This is a genomic window from Nocardioides islandensis (assembly GCF_015352455.1).
Lineage (GTDB): Bacteria > Actinomycetota > Actinomycetes > Propionibacteriales > Nocardioidaceae > Nocardioides > Nocardioides islandensis.
In genome coordinates this window covers 1-16,779 of the sequence record NZ_JADKPN010000006.1, presented here as the reverse complement: position 1 = coordinate 16,779, position 16,779 = coordinate 1, and the positions used below count along the sequence as shown (strand labels likewise).

Annotated in this window: 15 protein-coding genes; 10 read left to right on the top strand and 5 right to left on the bottom strand. The window is 70.8% G+C overall.

The features are described from left to right. Nucleotides 1–42 precede the first annotated feature (42 nt). On the bottom strand, nucleotides 43–282 hold the full coding sequence (locus ISU07_RS11425) for a hypothetical protein (protein ID WP_194706932.1): 240 nt from the start codon (nucleotides 280–282) through the stop codon (nucleotides 43–45). Nucleotides 283–373: 91 nt separating this feature from the next. Between ISU07_RS11425 and ISU07_RS11420 the strand changes: the two genes are divergently transcribed. The 6 genes from ISU07_RS11420 (at nucleotide 374) to ISU07_RS11395 (ending at nucleotide 8,604) form a co-directional block, all read left to right on the top strand. Then, nucleotides 374–2,182 (top strand): DEDD exonuclease domain-containing protein, encoded by a 1,809-nt coding sequence (locus ISU07_RS11420; protein WP_194706931.1) that lies wholly within the window; start codon nucleotides 374–376, stop codon nucleotides 2,180–2,182. Between the two features lie 48 nt (nucleotides 2,183–2,230). Beyond that, entirely contained in the window at nucleotides 2,231–3,091 is an 861-nt protein-coding gene (locus ISU07_RS11415) for a glycosyltransferase family 87 protein (protein WP_194706930.1), read from the top strand. Next, the gene (locus tag ISU07_RS11410; RefSeq protein ID WP_194706929.1) at nucleotides 3,088–3,366 is read left to right on the top strand and encodes an Lrp/AsnC family transcriptional regulator; all 279 of its coding nucleotides are present in this window, start codon (nucleotides 3,088–3,090) and stop codon (nucleotides 3,364–3,366) included. Before ISU07_RS11415 ends, ISU07_RS11410 begins: the two co-directional genes overlap by 4 nt. Before the next feature lie 110 nt (nucleotides 3,367–3,476). Then, nucleotides 3,477–6,425 carry an Ig-like domain-containing protein gene (locus ISU07_RS24785; RefSeq protein WP_194706928.1) on the top strand — a complete coding sequence of 983 codons (2,949 nt, stop codon included), beginning with the start codon at nucleotides 3,477–3,479 and terminating at the stop codon, nucleotides 6,423–6,425. Between the two features lie 50 nt (nucleotides 6,426–6,475). Beyond that, a complete protein-coding gene (locus ISU07_RS11400; protein WP_194706927.1) occupies nucleotides 6,476–7,105 on the top strand; it encodes a YgjV family protein in 630 nt (209 codons plus the stop codon). Further along, the gene (locus tag ISU07_RS11395) at nucleotides 7,102–8,604 is read left to right on the top strand and encodes a hypothetical protein (RefSeq protein WP_194706926.1); all 1,503 of its coding nucleotides are present in this window, start codon (nucleotides 7,102–7,104) and stop codon (nucleotides 8,602–8,604) included. The genes ISU07_RS11400 and ISU07_RS11395 overlap by 4 nt, the downstream gene beginning before the upstream one ends. Nucleotides 8,605–8,778: 174 nt before the next feature. On the opposite strand, the gene ISU07_RS11390 is transcribed toward ISU07_RS11395, so the two are convergent. The 4 genes from ISU07_RS11390 to ISU07_RS11375 all read right to left on the bottom strand — a co-directional run bounded on the left by ISU07_RS11390 (nucleotide 8,779) and on the right by ISU07_RS11375 (nucleotide 12,104). Then, a complete protein-coding gene (locus tag ISU07_RS11390) occupies nucleotides 8,779–9,414 on the bottom strand; it encodes a fasciclin domain-containing protein (RefSeq protein ID WP_194706925.1) in 636 nt (211 codons plus the stop codon). A 236-nt stretch (nucleotides 9,415–9,650) separates the two neighbouring features. After that, nucleotides 9,651–10,676 carry an anthranilate phosphoribosyltransferase gene (gene trpD / locus ISU07_RS11385; RefSeq protein ID WP_194706924.1) on the bottom strand — a complete coding sequence of 342 codons (1,026 nt, stop codon included), beginning with the start codon at nucleotides 10,674–10,676 and terminating at the stop codon, nucleotides 9,651–9,653. Nucleotides 10,677–10,695: 19 nt separating this feature from the next. Further along, nucleotides 10,696–11,115: an Rv3143 family two-component system response regulator gene (locus tag ISU07_RS11380; RefSeq protein WP_194706923.1), complete on the bottom strand. Its 420-nt coding sequence runs from the start codon at nucleotides 11,113–11,115 to the stop codon at nucleotides 10,696–10,698. Nucleotides 11,116–11,180: 65 nt separating this feature from the next. Further along, nucleotides 11,181–12,104 (bottom strand): cytochrome c oxidase assembly protein, encoded by a 924-nt coding sequence (locus tag ISU07_RS11375; protein ID WP_194706922.1) that lies wholly within the window; start codon nucleotides 12,102–12,104, stop codon nucleotides 11,181–11,183. Nucleotides 12,105–12,177: 73 nt separating this feature from the next. Here ISU07_RS11375 and ctaE point away from each other — a divergent pair, with 73 nt between their 5' ends. From ctaE to qcrB, 4 genes are all read left to right on the top strand, one after another. Then, nucleotides 12,178–12,816 carry an aa3-type cytochrome oxidase subunit III gene (ctaE, locus tag ISU07_RS11370; RefSeq protein WP_194706921.1) on the top strand — a complete coding sequence of 213 codons (639 nt, stop codon included), beginning with the start codon at nucleotides 12,178–12,180 and terminating at the stop codon, nucleotides 12,814–12,816. Nucleotides 12,817–12,877: 61 nt separating this feature from the next. Then, entirely contained in the window at nucleotides 12,878–13,750 is an 873-nt protein-coding gene (gene qcrC, locus ISU07_RS11365; RefSeq protein WP_407671417.1) for a cytochrome bc1 complex diheme cytochrome c subunit, read from the top strand. Further along, nucleotides 13,747–14,787, top strand: a complete 1,041-nt coding sequence (gene qcrA / locus ISU07_RS11360; protein ID WP_194706920.1) for a cytochrome bc1 complex Rieske iron-sulfur subunit — start codon at nucleotides 13,747–13,749, stop codon at nucleotides 14,785–14,787. The genes qcrC and qcrA overlap by 4 nt, the downstream gene beginning before the upstream one ends. A gap of 5 nt (nucleotides 14,788–14,792) precedes the next feature. After that, nucleotides 14,793–16,631: a cytochrome bc1 complex cytochrome b subunit gene (qcrB, locus tag ISU07_RS11355; protein ID WP_194706919.1), complete on the top strand. Its 1,839-nt coding sequence runs from the start codon at nucleotides 14,793–14,795 to the stop codon at nucleotides 16,629–16,631. Nucleotides 16,632–16,779: the final 148 nt, after the last annotated feature.

The window sequence follows — 16,779 nt, the reverse complement described above, 5'->3', positions numbered from 1 at the left end:
CACCCCCGTCCGGAGGCACCTGCTCGGTGACCACGGCCGTCCTCAGCCGGCCTCGGCGCGCGGCACGGTCTCGATGGCGTCGTCGCGGCCGCACCAGCGGCAGGTCACCGACTCGACGCGCTCCTCGCGCACCTCGGTGTCCTCGACGCTCACCGCGCCCGAGAGGTCGACGTGCCAGAACTCGACGGTCCGCCGGCTGCGTGCCACGTCGAAGCGGGTCAGGTTGCCGCAGCCGCCGCAGCGCCAGCGCTCGTCGGCGCCGGGCAGGTCCGGTGCGCCCATCGCTCCTCCTGACAATCGATCGGGTCCCCAACCCAGGGTAGGCCGCGTGGCCTGCCCAGGATTGTCGGCGACCGCGTCTACCGTCGCGGCCATGGGGCTCCTCGCCGGCGTACGCACCTCGCTCCGGCCCCACGGTGCCCACGAGCGCTGGGAGCCGCAACGCACTTTCGACGAGCTCGGCCGGCCGCTGCGGGAGATGACCTTCTGCGTCGTCGACCTCGAGACGACCGGCGGGTCGGCCGAGGGCGGCTCGATGATCACCGAGATCGGAGCGGTGAAGGTCCGCGGCGGCGAGGTGCTGGGCGAGTTCCAGACCCTGGTCAACCCGCACACCGCGATCCCGCCGTTCATCGCCGTGCTCACCGGGATCACCAACTCGATGGTGGCCGACGCGCCGACGATCGAGACCGCGCTGCCGGCGTTCCTGGAGTTCGCGGCCGGCACCGTGCTGGTGGCCCACAACGCGCCGTTCGACGTCGGCTTCCTGCGCCACTTCGCCGAGGTCCAGGGCCGGCCGTGGCCGGCGTTCGAGGTGCTCGACACCGCGCTGCTCGCGCGCCGGGTGATCACCCGCGACGACGCGCCCAACTGCAAGCTGTCGTCGCTGGCCCGGGTCTTCCGCTCCACCACGACGCCCAACCACCGCGCCCTGGCCGACGCCCGGGCGACCGTCGACGTGCTGCACGGCCTCATGGAGCGGCTCGGCGGGCTCGGCGTGCACACGCTCGAGGAGCTGCAGACCTTCTCCTCGCGGGTCAGCCCCGCGGTGCGCCGCAAGCGCCACCTCGCCGAGCACCTGCCGCACTCCCCCGGCGTCTACCTCTTCCGTGACGAGAGCAAGCGGGTGCTGTACGTCGGCACGTCGCGCGACCTGCGCGCCCGGGTCCGTTCGTACTTCACCTCGTCGGAGACCCGTAGCCGGATGGGCGAGATGGTCGGCCTGGCCAGCGAGGTGCACGGCATCGAGTGCGCGACGCCGCTGGAGGCCGAGGTGCGCGAGCTGCGGCTGATCGCCGAGCACAAGCCGCGCTACAACCGGCGCTCGCGCTTCCCCGAGAAGGTGCAGTTCATCAAGCTCACCAGGGAGCCGTGGCCGCGGCTGTCGCTGGTGAAGAAGGTGCTCGACGACGGCGCCGACTACCTCGGCCCGTTCCGCTCCCGGCGCACCGCCGAGCAGTGCCTGGCCGCGCTGCACGACACCTTCCCGGTGCGGCAGTGCAGCGACCGCCTGGGCCCGCGCACGTCCTCACGGGCACCGTGCGTGCTCGCGGAGATGGGGCGCTGCCTGTCCCCGTGCGACGGCAGCGTCGACCCGTCGACGTACGCCGCGGTCGTCCGACAGCTTCGCGACAGCCTGCTCAGCCGTCCCGACGAGGTGGTCGAGGCGATCAACGAGCGGATGAGCGCGCTGGCGACCACCGAGCGGTTCGAGGAGGCCGGCGTGCACCGCGACCGGCTGGCGGCGTTCGTGCGGGCCGCCGCGCGCACGCAGCGGCTCACCGCCCTGACCCGGCTCCCGGAGCTGGTCGCCGCGCGTCGCGAGGACGACGGGCGCTGGTTCGTCCACATCGTCCGGCACGGGCGGCTGGCCGCGGCCGGCGTGATCCCGCCCGGCACCGACGCCCAGCAGTACGTCGCCGACCTGCGCCTCAGTGCCGAGACGGTGAGCCCCGCCCCGGGCCCGGTCCCCTCGGCCACCGCCGAGGAGACCGAGCGGATCCTGCGCTGGCTGGAGTCGCCCGGCGTGCGCCTGGTCGACGTGGACGGCGAGTGGACCTGCCCGGTGGCCGGCGCGACCCGCCACCTGGCCCTGCACGACGCGGTCAACCAGAGCCGGCTCACCCTGGTCCCCTTCGCCGACCGGCGGTCGATCTCGCCGGTGCACCAGCCGGCACGCTGATCCGGCGCTTTCCGCCTTCACGGCGACCCGTTCCCCTACCGTCGAGCCATGGCCGGCTCCCCTGTGCGCACGCTGCTGCTGCGCGTCGTCGGGCCGGCCCTCCTCCTGCTGGCCGGCCTGGTCGTCGTGGGCCGCACCAGCGCGATGATCGGCAACTTCGGCCTCGGCTGGGACGCACACGCCTACTACGTCGCGTGGGACGGCGGCCTGTACGACGCCGCGCCCGGCAGCCTCGACGCCTACAACTACAGCCCGCTGTTCGCCCAGGTCGTCTGGCCGCTCACGTTCCTGCCGTGGCCGGCCTTCGCGGCTGTCTTCATCGGCGCCGCCCTGGCCGGCGTCGCCTGGCTGCTGCGACCGCTCCCAGCCGTCGTCGCGGTGGCCGGGCTGATGTGCTGCGCCTTCGAGATCGCGTCGGGCAACGTCTTCTGGCTGCTGGCCGTGGCCGCGGTGCTGGGCACGACCCGAGGAGCGCCGTGGTGCGCGGCCGCCTTCACCAAGGTGCTGCCCTGCGTCGGGCCGGTGTGGTTCGTGCTGCGCGGCGAGTGGCGGCTGCTGCGTGGTTTCGTCGTCACGTTCGTCCTCCTGCTGGCCGTCTCCGTCATCTCGGCCCCCGGCCTATGGCAGGACTGGGTGCGGTTCCTGCTCGACAACGGCGGCTCGTCTCCGGGCCTGGCCTTCGTGCCGCCGCTGCTGGTCCGGCTGCCCGTCGCGGCCGTCCTCCTCGTGTACGCCGCGCGCACGGACCGCGCCTGGCTGCTTCCGGTCGTGATGCTGCTCGCCAGCCCGGTCGTCGGCACCGGCAACCTGGCTCTCCTGGCCGCGATCCCGCGCCTGGTCCCACGCCGTACGCCGACGGTCCCGGGCCACGGCCGGACCGCGGGCCGAGGTCGTAGGGTGACCGCGTGATCACCGCCATCGTCTTCGTGAAGGCAGACGTCGCCCGGATCCCCGAGGTCGCCGAGCAGATCGCGGCCCTCGACGGCGTCTCCGAGGTCTACTCGGTGACCGGCCAGATCGACCTCATCGTGCTGGTCCGGGTGCGCAACCACGACGACGTGGCGACCGTGGTCGCCGACCAGCTCAACAAGGTGCCGGGTGTGACCTCGACCGAGACGCACATCGCCTTCCGCGCCTACTCCCGCCACGACCTCGAGGCAGCCTTCGCCCTCGGCGTGGACTGAGCCGAGGGGGGACCCAGAGATTCACCCCTGAATTTCGGTAAAGAACCACGGGCGCCCCATCTCTTTACCGATACTGGCGCGGACACCGTCTTTCCCGGGGAGGACCCTCCGTGCCCGTCCACCGCTCCGCCGTGCGTGCCCTGGCGACCACCGTCGCCGCCGCTGCCCTGACCATCGGCGGCCTCGCCGTCACGACCGCGCCCGCGTCCGCGCTCGCCAGCCCCGGCGGCCTGACCAGCAACGTCGCCAACTCGAGCACGGCGATCCTCTCGTGGAGCAAGGTCGCCAAGGCGACCGGCTACGAGGTGCAGGTCGACTCCACGGCCGGCTTCTCCTCCCCCGACTTCGCCCTGAAGACGAGCAACACCAAGGCCGTCCCGACCAAGAACCTGCTGCCCGGCAAGAACTTCTGGCGGGTGCGGTCGCTCAACGGCAGCACGCAGTCGGACTGGGTCGAGGACTCCTTCCAGATCGCCCCGGTCACCACCCCGATCCCGATCGCGCCGGCGGAGGGCGAGCACCTCGCGCAGCCGCAGAGCCCGCCGCTGCTCCAGTGGAGCAGCAGCCAGGGTGCGATCTCCTACACCGTCGAGGTGGACGGCGACGCCGACTTCATCGGCGCCAAGAGCTACACCACCAAGACCACCTCGCTCGTCGTCCCGGACCCGCTGACCACCGGTGACTGGTTCTGGCGGGTCTCCGCGGTCAAGGGCGCGGGGCTGGTCAGCCTGGCCTCCAACGTCTCCAGCTTCTTCATCGACCCGCTGGCCCAGCCGCAGATCACCTACCCGGCCAACGACGTCAACCAGCAGATCGAGGACGTCGTCGTCGACTGGACCCCCGTCCCGGGCGCGCAGTACTACGACGTGCAGATCGCCCTGGACGCCAGCTTCAACAACATCGCCAACTCGATCACCAACGTCCGGAGCACGCGCTACTCCCCGCCGGTGACCCTGAACAGCGACCAGTTCTGGTGGCGCGTCCGCGCGGTCGACCAGGCCGGCCAGCCGACGCCGTGGACGGAGTCGCTGTTCGGATTCAAGCGGCAGTGGCCCGACACCCCTCAGGCGGTGTTCCCGCTCGGCACCGAGGGTGCGCCCGGTTCCACGGGCCCCAAGCCCTACTACCAATGGACTCCGGTGCAGCACGCCTCCAGCTACGAGCTGCAGGTGTCCAAGGACATCAACTTCTCCCCGAGTGCGGCAGTGACCAAGACGTGCGCGACCGCCGCCACGACGTACACCCCTCGCGGGTCCGACTGCTTGTGGGGCGCCGGCACGAAGGTCTACTGGCGTGTCCGCCCGATCGACGGCCCCTACCCGGTCGCCACCGGTCTTCCTGGCCTGTACTCCACCCCTCAGGTGGTGTTCGAGACGTCGCCCGCGACGGCGGCCGGCCCCTGGGACAACCAGGCCCTCGTCACCGGCCTGAAGATCGGGCTCGACGGCCAGGCCGCGACCGGTGCGGGTGGCTGCACGCCGGCCAGCGTGTTCGATGTCTGCGACAACGTTCCGAGCACGCCGACCCTGTCGTGGGACCCGGTGCCGGGCGCCGCGTTCTATCTCGTCTACTACGCGCAGGACGAGAACATGACCACCACCGAGATCCCGAGCATCCCCTCGACGGCCAACACGGTGTTCCAGCTCGCCCTCGGCAACTCCAAGGCGACGCTGCCCGACAGCCAAGCCGGCACGGCGTACTACTGGCACGTCCGGCCGTGCCTCACCCTCGCGAACTGCGGTCCCGACCCGGAGTCGCACGTCACGCTGTCTGACACCCGGGGCTTCCGCAAGGCGTCCCCGGCCATCACCGGCCTGACCTCCAGCGACCCGAGCCAGGGCGACATCACGTTCAGCTGGCAGGACTACGCCGACACCAACGCCGGCACGCTGTGGAACACCGAGTTCGGCAACCAGACGGCCAAGAACTACCGCCTCCAGGTGGACAACGACCCGTCCTTCGCCTCGCCCATCGACACCCGCGTCGTCGACCAAGCGACGGTCACGGCGTACGACAAGCTGTACCCGGACGGCACCTACTTCTGGCGGGTGCAGGCTCTCGACTACGAGGACAACGGCCTGGCCTGGTCGCAGGTCGCAACCTTCACCAAGTCCACGCCGGCGGTCGCCCCGAGCTCACCCGTGGGTGGTGTCACGGTGCCGGGCACGACGCCGTTCCGCTGGGCCGCCCAGGCGTTCGCGTCGACCTACACGGTCGAGGTCTACCGCAACAACGACCTGACGTTCAGCGCGGCCAACCGGGTGTTCACCGCCACGGTCAAGACCGCGGCGTACGCCCCGTCCTCGCCGATCCCGGCGTCGCCGCAGCCGTACGTCTGGCGGGTCCGCAAGCAGGACTCCTCCGGCAACACCGGCCCGTGGTCGCAGACGCAGACCTTCTTCTCCAATGGCGTGGCGCCGAGCCTCCTGCTGCCGAAGGCGAGCACGTGGGTCGGTGCGACCAGCTCGCTGTTCCAGTGGACCGAGGTCCCGGGGGCGGCCAGCTACCTGCTGACCATCGTCAACGGCTCGAGCGTGACCAAGGTGACGACCGTCGCCACGGCCAACGCCCCGAGCGCGCTCAAGTCCGGCAAGTACACCTGGAGCGTCACGGCGTACGACGGCGCCGGCCAGCCGCTGGCGACGAGTGCGATCCGGTCGTTCAACGTCGACGCCACCGCGCCGGTGGTCAAGAAGATCACGCCGACGACCCTCAAGCCGACCTCGACGATCAAGGCGACCTTCAGCGAGAAGGTCCGCGGCATCTCCGGCAAGAACATCAAGCTGCAGAAGCAGAAGGGCTCGAAGTACGTCAAGGTCGCCGCGAAGGTGAAGTCGCTGAAGAAGGGCAAGGTCGCCTCGATCGACCCGAAGGGTCGCCTCGGCGCGGGCAAGTACCGCGTCATCTTCAACGCCGCCAAGATCACCGACGTCCACGGCAACAACCTGGCGGCCAACTCGGTCGCCCAGCAGCTGCGGGTCACGGTCCCGACGAGCAACCAGCGCACGGCGGCGGCGGTCCAGCACCGGCGGCTGCCGGGTTCCGGCACGCTCCCCTGACACGTCGATGAGCGGTCAGGTGAGCCGGGTCACGGCAGTAGTCTCGCGCCGTGACCTGGCTCGCCGACCACTGGCTCGACCTGTTCGGATGGGCCGGCTCGGCGCTGCTGATCGTCTCGCTGCTCCAGGCGCGGGTGCTGCGGTTCCGGGTGCTGAACCTGGTCGCCGGGCTGATGCTGGTGGCGTTCAACGCGCTGGTCGGGGTCTGGCCGATGGTGGCCATGAACCTGGCGACCAGCGCGATCAACGTGTGGTTCATCTCCCGGCTGGTGCGCTCGCGCCACGACGACGCGGCGTTCCAGGTGCTCGGTGTGCCGTCGGACGACGTGTACCTCGCCCACGTCCTGGGCGTGCACAGGTCCGACGTCCTTCGGCACCAGCCCGACTTCTCGTGGGACGGCGTCCCGCGGGCCGACCGGCACCCGTTCCTGGTGCTGAAGGGTGACGAGACGGTGGGCGTGGTGATCATCCGGGCCGACGGCGACACCGCGCACGTCGAGCTCGACTACGTGACGCGGCGGTACCGCGACTTCTCCCCCGGCGAGTTCGTCTGGCGCCGCAGCGGGCTGCTGCACGACCTCGGCGTCCGCCGCGTCGTCACCTCCCCGAGCATGGTCGACCCCTACTACGAGCGCGTCGGCTTCCGCCGTGAGGGCGCGTCGTACGTGCTGGGGGTGTGACCGCGATGACCGTCGACAGCCTGCCTGCCTCCGCGGACGACGCCCCGGCCACGCCACGGGCCCCGGAGGCCGGCGCGCCGCAGCGCAGCCCGTTCACGCTGCTGCTGACGGTGGCGCCGTACATCGTCCTCCTGGGCACGTTCGGCTTCCTCGTGAAGCGGGCCGCCAAGACCATCACCAACAACGACACCTACTTCCACCTGAGGTTCGGCGAGGAGTTCCTGCACGGCGGGTGGTCGCTCCAGCACCCCGGCAGCGTGACGACCTTCGGCACCAACGACTGGGTGCCGACGCAATGGCTGCCCCAGGTCGTGATGGCGCAGATGGAGGACTGGTTCGGCCTGGCCGGCGTGGCCTGGCTGGCCGGCTCGCTCTTCATCCTGCTGGCCGTGACCCTGTGGTTCGTCGCGCGCAGGTACGCCGGCCCGATCCCCGCCGTGGCGGTGGTGGTCGTCGCCCTGCTGGCCGCGTCGCCCGGCCTGTCCATGCGGCCCCAGGTGGTCAGCTACGTGTTCGTCGCGCTCACCACCGCGGCGTGGTTCCGCACCTCGCACGACGGCAAGGTCCGCTGGTGGCTGGTCCCGCTGACCTGGGTGTGGGCGACGGCCCACGGCATGTGGCCGATCGGGCTGGTCATCGGCGCGGTCGCGCTGGTCGGCATCGCCCTCGACCGCGTCGTACCGCGGAGGATCTGGCTGCGGCACCTGCTCGTCCTCGTGCTGTCGGCGGCCGCGACGGCGCTCACGCCGGTGGGCCCGAAGCTGTGGTCCGCCGTCCTGCTCGTCAACTCGCGGGGCACCTACTTCTCCGAGTGGCAGCCGGCGCACTTCACCAAGCCGTACGCCGTCGCCTTCCTCGTGCTGGCGTGCGCGCTGCTGCTCCGGATGATGCGCCGTACCACCCCGGCGTCGTGGACCGAGGCGCTGCTGGTGCTGCTCGCGGGCGGGTGGGCGCTGTACACCGCCCGCACCGTGATGGTGGCGGCCGTCATGCTGGTCCCCTTCGCGGCCAAGGCCGTCCAGGAGCTCGCCCGGCGACGGGTCGCGGTGAGCCGTCGCGAGGTCGGCGTCGTGCTCGCCGGTGCCGCCCTGAGCCTGGTGACGCTGGCCCTCGTCGTCCCGCAGACCGCCGACGAGCCGCCCCCGGACGCCGACTGGTACGCCGAGCTCGACGCGCTGCCCGCCGGGACGGTCGTGCTGAACGACTGGACCAAGGGCGGCTACCTGATGTGGCGCTTCCCTGGCCTCGACCTGGTCAGCAACGGCTACGGCGACATCTTCACCGACCAGGAGCTGGAGCGGAACTTCCGCATGGACGCCACCCAGCCCGGCTGGCTGAGGTACGTCAGGCAGACCGGCGCGGAGTACGCCCTGCTCGCCCCGGGCTCCTACCTCGAGGCCGAGCTGATGGACATCGCCGACTGGCGGCTGGTGCACCGCGGGGACTTCGTCGACCTGCTGGTGCCGCCCGACGACTGGCCCGACAGCGCTCCCGGCTGAGCCTTCGACGCGCAACCGGACCGCGCCGTTCGGGGGTGGGACGACGCGGTCCGCAGGCATTTGAGCACGGGAGAAGCACGCTCCCCCCGGCTCCCGGTGCCCACCTCCAGTTTGGCGCAGGTGCGAGGACCAAGCCAGGGCGGGCACCGGGAAGTTCGAGGGCGAGCGACCGTCCTACAGGTCCGCGGGGCGGAGCACCACGTCGATGCCGTGGGCGATCTGCTTGTTGCCCTTGTTGATGTCGGCCACGATCACCGACGCGTTGGCGTTGTCGGGGTCCTTGTCCACCAGCGTCACGACGCCGTGCACGACCTTCACCTTGAGCTTCACGCCGGCGGCCGTCGTCAGCTTGGCGCCGTCGGCCTGGATCGCCTTGGCCGCCGTGATCGTCATGCCCGGGACCACGTGGTAGAGCAGCACCGTCTCGACCGTGTCGATGCCCAGTGAGGCCACCTTGGCGAACACCTTGGACTCCGACGAGTACGACGTCCCCGTCAGGTCCGCGACCAGCCGCCGGAACGCACGGTCGGTCGGGGCGAACGCCGTGAGGCGCTTCGTGCCGTCGGCGAGCAGGGCGACCGGGCTGTTCGGCTTCGCGGCCAGCACGGCGTACGCCGCGGCCTCGACGATGTCGAAGTCCCCACCCTTCTTGTCGAACTTCTGGCCATCGGCGGCGAGCACCGACGCGAGGCTGGTGGTGCCCAGCCCCCGCGCGGGAGCGGCCTGGGCGGGCGTCGAGGCGGCGAGCACGGCGGTGGCCGCCAGCACGCCGCCAACCGTCGCGGAGGCGACGACGGAACGGATCCTCATGTGCTGTCTCCTTGGGTTGTCCAATGTTTGTCCAAGGTTAGCGCGCTCGTCCGGGCATGGGAAGCCCCTGGTTCGCCGGGGTGCCAGAAATCGCGCGATCGCAGCCGTTTGGCAGGTTTCGGCGCCGCGGATCTGCAGAACGGCCGCGATCGCAGCCAAACCGGCACCCGCAGCCAAACCGGCACCCCCCAGCCCGGCACCCCCAGCCCCGCACCGCCCGCGGGCAGGACCGTGGGTCAGGCCGAGGTGGCGGCGACCCAGCGCTCGAGCGTCGCCGCGGCGGCCCCCGAGTCGACGGCGTCGCGGGCCCGCGAGAGCCCGGCGGCGATCGCCTCCTCGGCGGGCGTGGCGGGGTCGTCGTACACCGCGAGGGCCGCGCCGGCGTTCAGCAGCACGGCGTCCCGGACCGGGCCCTGCTCCCCCGCCAGCAGCCGGCGTACGACGTCGGCGTTGTGCGCCGCGTCTCCACCGCGCAGCGCGTCGGGGTCGCTGACGGCCAGGCCGAGGGCGACGGGATCCACGGAGACCGTCCGTACCTCGCCGTCGTGCACCTGCCAGACCGACGACGTGGTCGTCGTGGTGAGCTCGTCGAGCCCGTCGTCGCCGCGGAAGACCCACGCGTCCACGCCGCGCGCGGCGAACACGCCGGCCATCACCGGGGCCATCCGCGGGTCGGCGCACCCCACCGCCTGCGCGGCCGGCCGCGTCGGGTTGCCGAGCGGGCCGAGGATGTTGAACGTCGTGCCGACGCCCAGCTCGCGGCGGGGCGCCGCGGTGTGCCGCATCGCCGGGTTGAAGGCCGCGGCGAAGCAGAAGGTGATGCCCGCCTCCTCGGCCACCGCGGCCACGCGGTCGGGCGACAGGTCGAGGCGGATGCCGAGGGCCTCGAGCACGTCCGCGCTGCCCGACTGCGAGGACGCGGACCGGTTGCCGTGCTTGACGACCTTGGCGCCCGCGCCGGCGGCGACGATCGCGGCCATCGTGGAGATGTTGACGCTCATCGACCGGTCTCCCCCGGTGCCGACGACATCGAGGAGACGGCCGGGTACGTCGATCGGCGTCCGCGCGGCGTACATCGCGTCGGCCAGGCCGGTGACCTCCTCGACCGTCTCGCCCTTGGCCTTGAGCCCGATGGCGAAGCCGGCGATCTGCGCCTCGGTCGCCTGGCCGGCGAGGATCTCGCCCATCGCCCAGGTCGTCTGGTCCCCGGACAGGTCGGTCCGGGCGACGAGGGCGGCGAGGACCTCGGGCCAGGTGGTCATCGGGGTCCCCTTCCCGTGACTAGTCGGTGGGGACGGCCGGTACGCCGGCCACCCGTGGCCGGAGCAGCCCGACGACCGCCTCGGCGAGCCGGATCGGGTCGATGGGGTGCGGGACCGCGGCCTCGGCGCGCGACCAGGTGGCCAGCCACGCGTCCTGCGGGCGGCCGGTCAGCACCAGGATGGGCGGGCACTGGTAGATCTCGTCCTTGAGCTGCTTGGCGATGCCCATCCCACCGGCCGGCACGGCCTCGCCGTCGAGGATGGCCAGGTCGATGGCCCCGCCGTCCATGTGCTGGATCACGACCGGCTCGGTCGCGACCTCGACGTACGTCAGCTCCGGCAGGTCGGGGTGCGGCCGGCGGCCGAGGGCCAGGATGACCTGCTGGCGGGTGTTGACGTCGTCGCTGTAGACCAGCACCTTCAGGGGCTTGTCGCTCATCTTTTGGGGTCCCTGTTCGAAGCGGAGCGAAGCGAGCATTCGAATGGGGTAATCACGGGCGCATGCTACCCAGCGTCGCGCCGTTGTCCGGCCCTGGCCTCCAGGAGGTCCAGCCGGCGGTCCTCGCGCTCGGACTCCTTCATCGAGGCGCGCACCCACTGGACGAACAGGACCCCGAAGACCATCAGCGCGATGAGGTCGCCGGAGCTCCACAAGATGCCGCCCGCGAGGTGCTGGTCGTCCGCCGGGCTCGGCAGCCAGGAGCCGAGGTCGCCGCGGTGGAGGTTCGGGTACCAGTCACCGCCCAGCAGCTCGGTCTGGCTCATGATCGTGACGCCCAGGAACGCGTGGAACGGGAGGGTGAGGAGCACGAGCAGCATCCGGAACGGGTACTGCACGCGGCCCGGCACCGGGTCGACGCCCACGATCGGCCAGAAGAACAGCGAGCCGACCACGACCAGGTGCACGTGCATCAGCTCGTGGACGAACGCCGACTGCAGCGAGGCGGAGTACCAGCCGGAGAAGTACAGCGCCCACGGCGAGACGACGTAGAGGAGCAGCGTCAGCGGCGGGAACGTCAGCACCTTCGCCACGCGCGAGTGCAGCACCGCCAGCAGCCAGCGCCGCGGCCGGTGCGGGAGGGTGCGCAGCGCCAGCGTGACCGGGGCCGACAGCGCCACCAGCAGCGGCACCACCATCGACAGGATCATGTGCTGGACCATGTGCACGCTCAGCAGCGTGGTGTCGTACGCCGCCAGCCCGGACTGGGTGGCCAGGACGAAGACCAGGATGCCGGCCGCGAAGGCGACCGTGCGGCCGACCGGCCAGTGGTCGCCGCGGCTCGCCAGGCGGCTCACGCCGGCGGCGTACAGGCCCGCCGCCGCGAGGGTGAGCAGGGCGAGCACGACTGCCAGCTCCCACCCCGTGAACACCGTGCCGAGGGTGAACCGCGGCAGGTAGTCGGAGGAGTGGAGCGGGACGACCGGCACATCCCGAGGATAGGCGTCCGAGACACGGCCCCCCGGGGGTGGTCACAGGCAGCCCTATCGACATAATGAGCGGGTGGCGACAGCTCAAGCGATCCCGGCCTCGCGGCTGCACGGACATCACGACCGGCCGAGCATGGTCAGCGTCGGCACCATCATCTGGCTGTCCAGCGAGCTGATGTTCTTCGCCGCGCTGTTCGCGTCCTACTTCACCATCCGCGCGGTCAGCCCCGAGCTGTGGCAGCTGAACACCGAGAAGCTCAACGTCCCGTTCGCGTCGGTCAACACCACGATCCTGGTGCTGTCGTCGCTGACCTGCCAGCTCGGCGTGTTCGCCGCCGAGCGCGGCCAGGTCAACCGCAGGGGCGGCCTGCTCGACGTCGGCAAGTGGGGGCTGCGCGAGTGGTTCATCCTCACCTACGCCATGGGCTCGATCTTCATCGCGGGCCAGGCCACCGAGTACGTCTCGCTCGTCCAGGAGGGCACCACCATCCAGGACTCGGCGTACGGCTCGATGTTCTACCTCACGACCGGGTTCCACGGCCTGCACGTGACCGGCGGGCTGGTGGCCTTCCTGTTCGTGCTGGGGCGCACCTACATCGCCAAGCGCTTCACCCACGAGCAGGCCGTCAGCGCGATCGTCGTGTCGTACTACTGGCACTTCGTCGACGTCGTGTGGATCGGACTGTTCTTCACGATCTACGTCATCCAGTAGGCAATCCGCTCAGGCCTGCGTGACGAACCACCCACCTGGACACCACCCGAGGACCCTCACCGTGCGCCTTCTGAATCGATCCGCAGGTCGTCTGTCGCGGTACCGCCGCCGCCCCATCGCCGGGCTCGCGGTGCTGATGTTCGGCCTGCTGCTGACCGGTTCCCTGTACGCCGCCTTCTCGCCCGCCCAGGCCGGCCAGGCCGAGTCCGACGAGGCGCTCGTGGCCAAGGGCCGCGACATCTTCATCGTCGGCTGCTCGACCTGCCACGGCCTCAACGGCGAGGGCATCAACAGCTCCCGCGACGGCAAGATCCTCGGCCCCAGCCTCATCGGCGTGGGCGCCGCGGCCGTCGACTTCCAGGTCGGCACGGGTCGCATGCCGCTGGCGCAGCCGGGCTCGCAGGCGCAGCGCAAGCCTCCCGTGTACACCCCCGACGAGGTCGAGGCGCTGGCGGCGTACGTCGCCTCGCTCGGCGTCGGCCCGGCGATCCCCGACGAGTCGGACTACTCGATCGCCGGCCTCTCCGAGCAGGAGCGCGAGGAGGCCATCGTCCGCGGCGGCCAGATCTTCCTGACCAACTGCACGGCGTGCCACAACTTCGAGGGCTCCGGCGGGGCGATGCCGCGAGGCGGCTACGCGCCCAAGATCCGCGGCGTCGACCCCAAGTACATCTACGAGGCGATGCTGACCGGCCCGCAGGCCATGGACACCTTCTCCAACGGCAACCTGTCGCCGGAGGAGAAGCGCGACGTCATCGCCTACCTGCAGTCCCTGGAGGACCAGCCCAGCTACAGCGGGTTCGGCCTCGGCGGCATGGGTCCGGTGAGCGAGGGCCTGTTCGCATGGCTCTTCGGCATCGGTCTCTGCGTCGCCTTTGCCGTCTGGATCGCCGCCCATACCACCCGGTCGAGCAAGAGTAAGGTCGAAGCGTGAGCACCACCCAGGAACACCTTCCGGCTGTCCCTGAGGGGGACGAGCCGATCCCGAACCCGGGTCTCCCCGCTCACCAGTGGCGTCCCACCGACGTCGACACCCGCGCCGAGAAGCGCGCCGAGCGCCAGGTCGCCGCCCTGTTCGGAGTGGCGACGCTCGCGCTGGTGGGGTTCTTCGTCTCCTACTTCGTCTTCCAGGTGGGCGACAACTGGGACACCATCGCCGGCTTCGGCGCGTCCAACGTGATGCTCGGCGGCACCCTCGCGATCGCGTTCATCTGCATCGGCGTCGGCCTGATCCACTGGGCCCGCAAGCTGATGACCGACCACGAGATCGTCGAGCTGCGGCACCCAGCCTCCTCCAGCGAGAAGGACCGCACCGAGACCGTCGGCATGGTCATGCAGGGCATCGACGACTCGGGGATCGCCCGCCGCCCGCTGGTGCGCAACTCGCTGCTCGGCGCGCTCGGCCTGGTCGGCCTGGCCCCGATCCTGATGCTGCGCGACCTCGGCCCGCTGCCGGGCGACAAGCTCTACCACACCATCTGGAAGCCCGGGATGCGCGTCGTGCGCGACGTGGTCTACACCCCGATCAAGGTCTCCGACCTCGAGATCGGTGACCTGGTCAACTGCGAGCCGGAGGCGCTGGCCAACGGCGGCCCCGACGGTGAGCCGCTCGAGGGCGTGGAGCTCCAGATCGCCAAGTCCAAGGGCGCGGTGATCCTGCTGCGCATGGAGCCCGACGACATCACGCCGTGGAAGGGCCGCGAGAACTGGTCGGTCCAGGGCATCGTCGCCTTCTCGAAGATCTGCACCCACGTGGGCTGCCCGATCTCGCTGAACGAGCGGACCACCCACCACCTGCTCTGCCCCTGTCACCAGTCGACGTTCGACCTGGCCGACAACGGCAAGGTCATCTTCGGCCCGGCCGCGCGACCCCTCCCCCAGCTGCCCATCGAGGTGGACGACGAGGGGTACCTCGTGGCGCAGAGTGACTTCACCGAACCCGTCGGACCCAGCTTCTGGGAGCGTGGTTAGACATCATGAGCATCGACACCAGCAAGGTCGCCGACACCAACGCCACCACCCCGGCGAAGGCGTCCAAGCCCAACCCGGTCGGAGCGGCCGCCGGCTGGGCCGACGACCGGCTCGGCCTGGCCACGGCGATGAAGAAGCAGGTCCGCAAGGTCTTCCCGGACCACTGGTCCTTCATGCTCGGCGAGATCGCCCTGTGGAGCTTCATCGTCCTGCTCCTGACCGGCGTGTTCCTGACGCTCTGGTTCACCCCGAGCATGGGCGAGACGACCTACGAAGGCTCCTACAACCAGCTGCGCGGCATCCAGATGTCGGAGGCCTACGCCTCCACGCTGAACATCTCCTTCGACGTGCGCGGCGGCCTGCTGATGCGCCAGATGCACCACTGGGCGGCCATGTTGTTCGTGGCCGCGATGATGGTGCACCTGCTGCGGGTGTTCTTCACCGGCGCGCACCGCAAGCCGCGTGAGCTGAACTGGGTGATCGGCTGCCTGCTGCTGATCCTGGGCACGCTCGAGGGCTTCACCGGCTACTCGCTGCCCGACGACCTGCTCTCCGGCACCGGCATCCGGGCCGCGGACGGCTTCATCAAGGCGACGCCCGTCGTCGGCACCTACATGTCGTTCTTCCTCTTCGGCGGGGAGTTCCCCGGCGAGGCGATCATCCCGCGGCTCTTCACCGTGCACGTGCTCCTGATCCCGGGCATCCTGCTGGCCCTGGTCGGCGCCCACATGCTGCTGCTCGTCTACCACAAGCACACCCAGTGGCCCGGCCCCGGCCGGACCGAGCAGAACGTCGTCGGGTACCCGCTGCTCCCGATCTACGCCGCCAAGGCCGGTGGCTTCTTCTTCGTCGTGTTCGGCGTGATCGCCCTGATGGGCGCGTTGTTGTCGATCAACCCGGTGTGGAAGTTCGGCCCCTACGACCCATCGAAGGTGACGGCGGGCTCGCAGCCCGACTGGTACATGGGCTGGCCCGACGGGGCGCTGCGCATCATGCCCGGGATCGAGACCCATATTTGGGGCACGACCTGGTCGTGGAACGTCCTGCTCCCGATCCAGGTCCTGCCGATGGTGATGTTCACCCTGCTGCTGTTCCTGCCGTTCATCGAGTCCTGGATCACCGGCGACAAGCGCGACCACCACATCCTCCAGCGGCCGCGCAACGCGCCGACCCGGACGGCGACGATGGTGGCGCTGATGACGGCGTACGGCCTCTTCTGGGCCGCCGGCGGCAACGACATCATCGCGATCAAGCTGCACCTGTCGATCAACCACATCACCTACTTCATGCGGTTGATGGTGTTCCTCGGCCCGGTGATCGCGTTCTGGATCACCCGGCGCTGGTGCATCTCGTTGCAGCGGCACGACAACGACATGCTGCTGCACGGCTACGAGTCGGGCATCATCATGCGCTCCGCGGACGGCGGCTACAGCGAGCGGCACCTCCCGCTCAGCGAGAGCCGTGCCTACACCCTCACCGCGCGCGGTCGTGACGAGGTCTTCACCCCGGGGACGGGCGTCGACGAGAACGGCGTCGCCGCCCGTGGCGGTCGCCTGGACAAGGTGCGGGGCAAGCTGTCCGCGCTGATGTACGCCGACAACGTGCAGAAGCCGACCCGCGCCGAGCTCGAGGAGGCTCGGCACCACGCCGAGCACGAGCACGCCCTCCAGGCCGGTCTCGACCACCCCGCCTCCGGCCACGAGTTCGACGACCACGCCCTCCGCACCGCCGAGGACGTCCCGCTCCGGGGCGCCCATGGCGAGACGGCCGGCGCGGGCTCCGGCTCCACCTCCGGCGGTGCCGGCGGCCAGCACGACGACACCGACGAGCAGCCGGGTCACTGAGGCTCACCACGAAGGCCCCCGCCCGGGTACGGGCGGGGGCCTTCGTGATGGTCGGTCGGGGCCTGCCGGACCGCCGCCAGCAGCTCGGTCTGGGGCAGGGTGAGCTCCTCGGACGGCTCCGGCTCGACCTGGGTACGGCGTTCGAGCA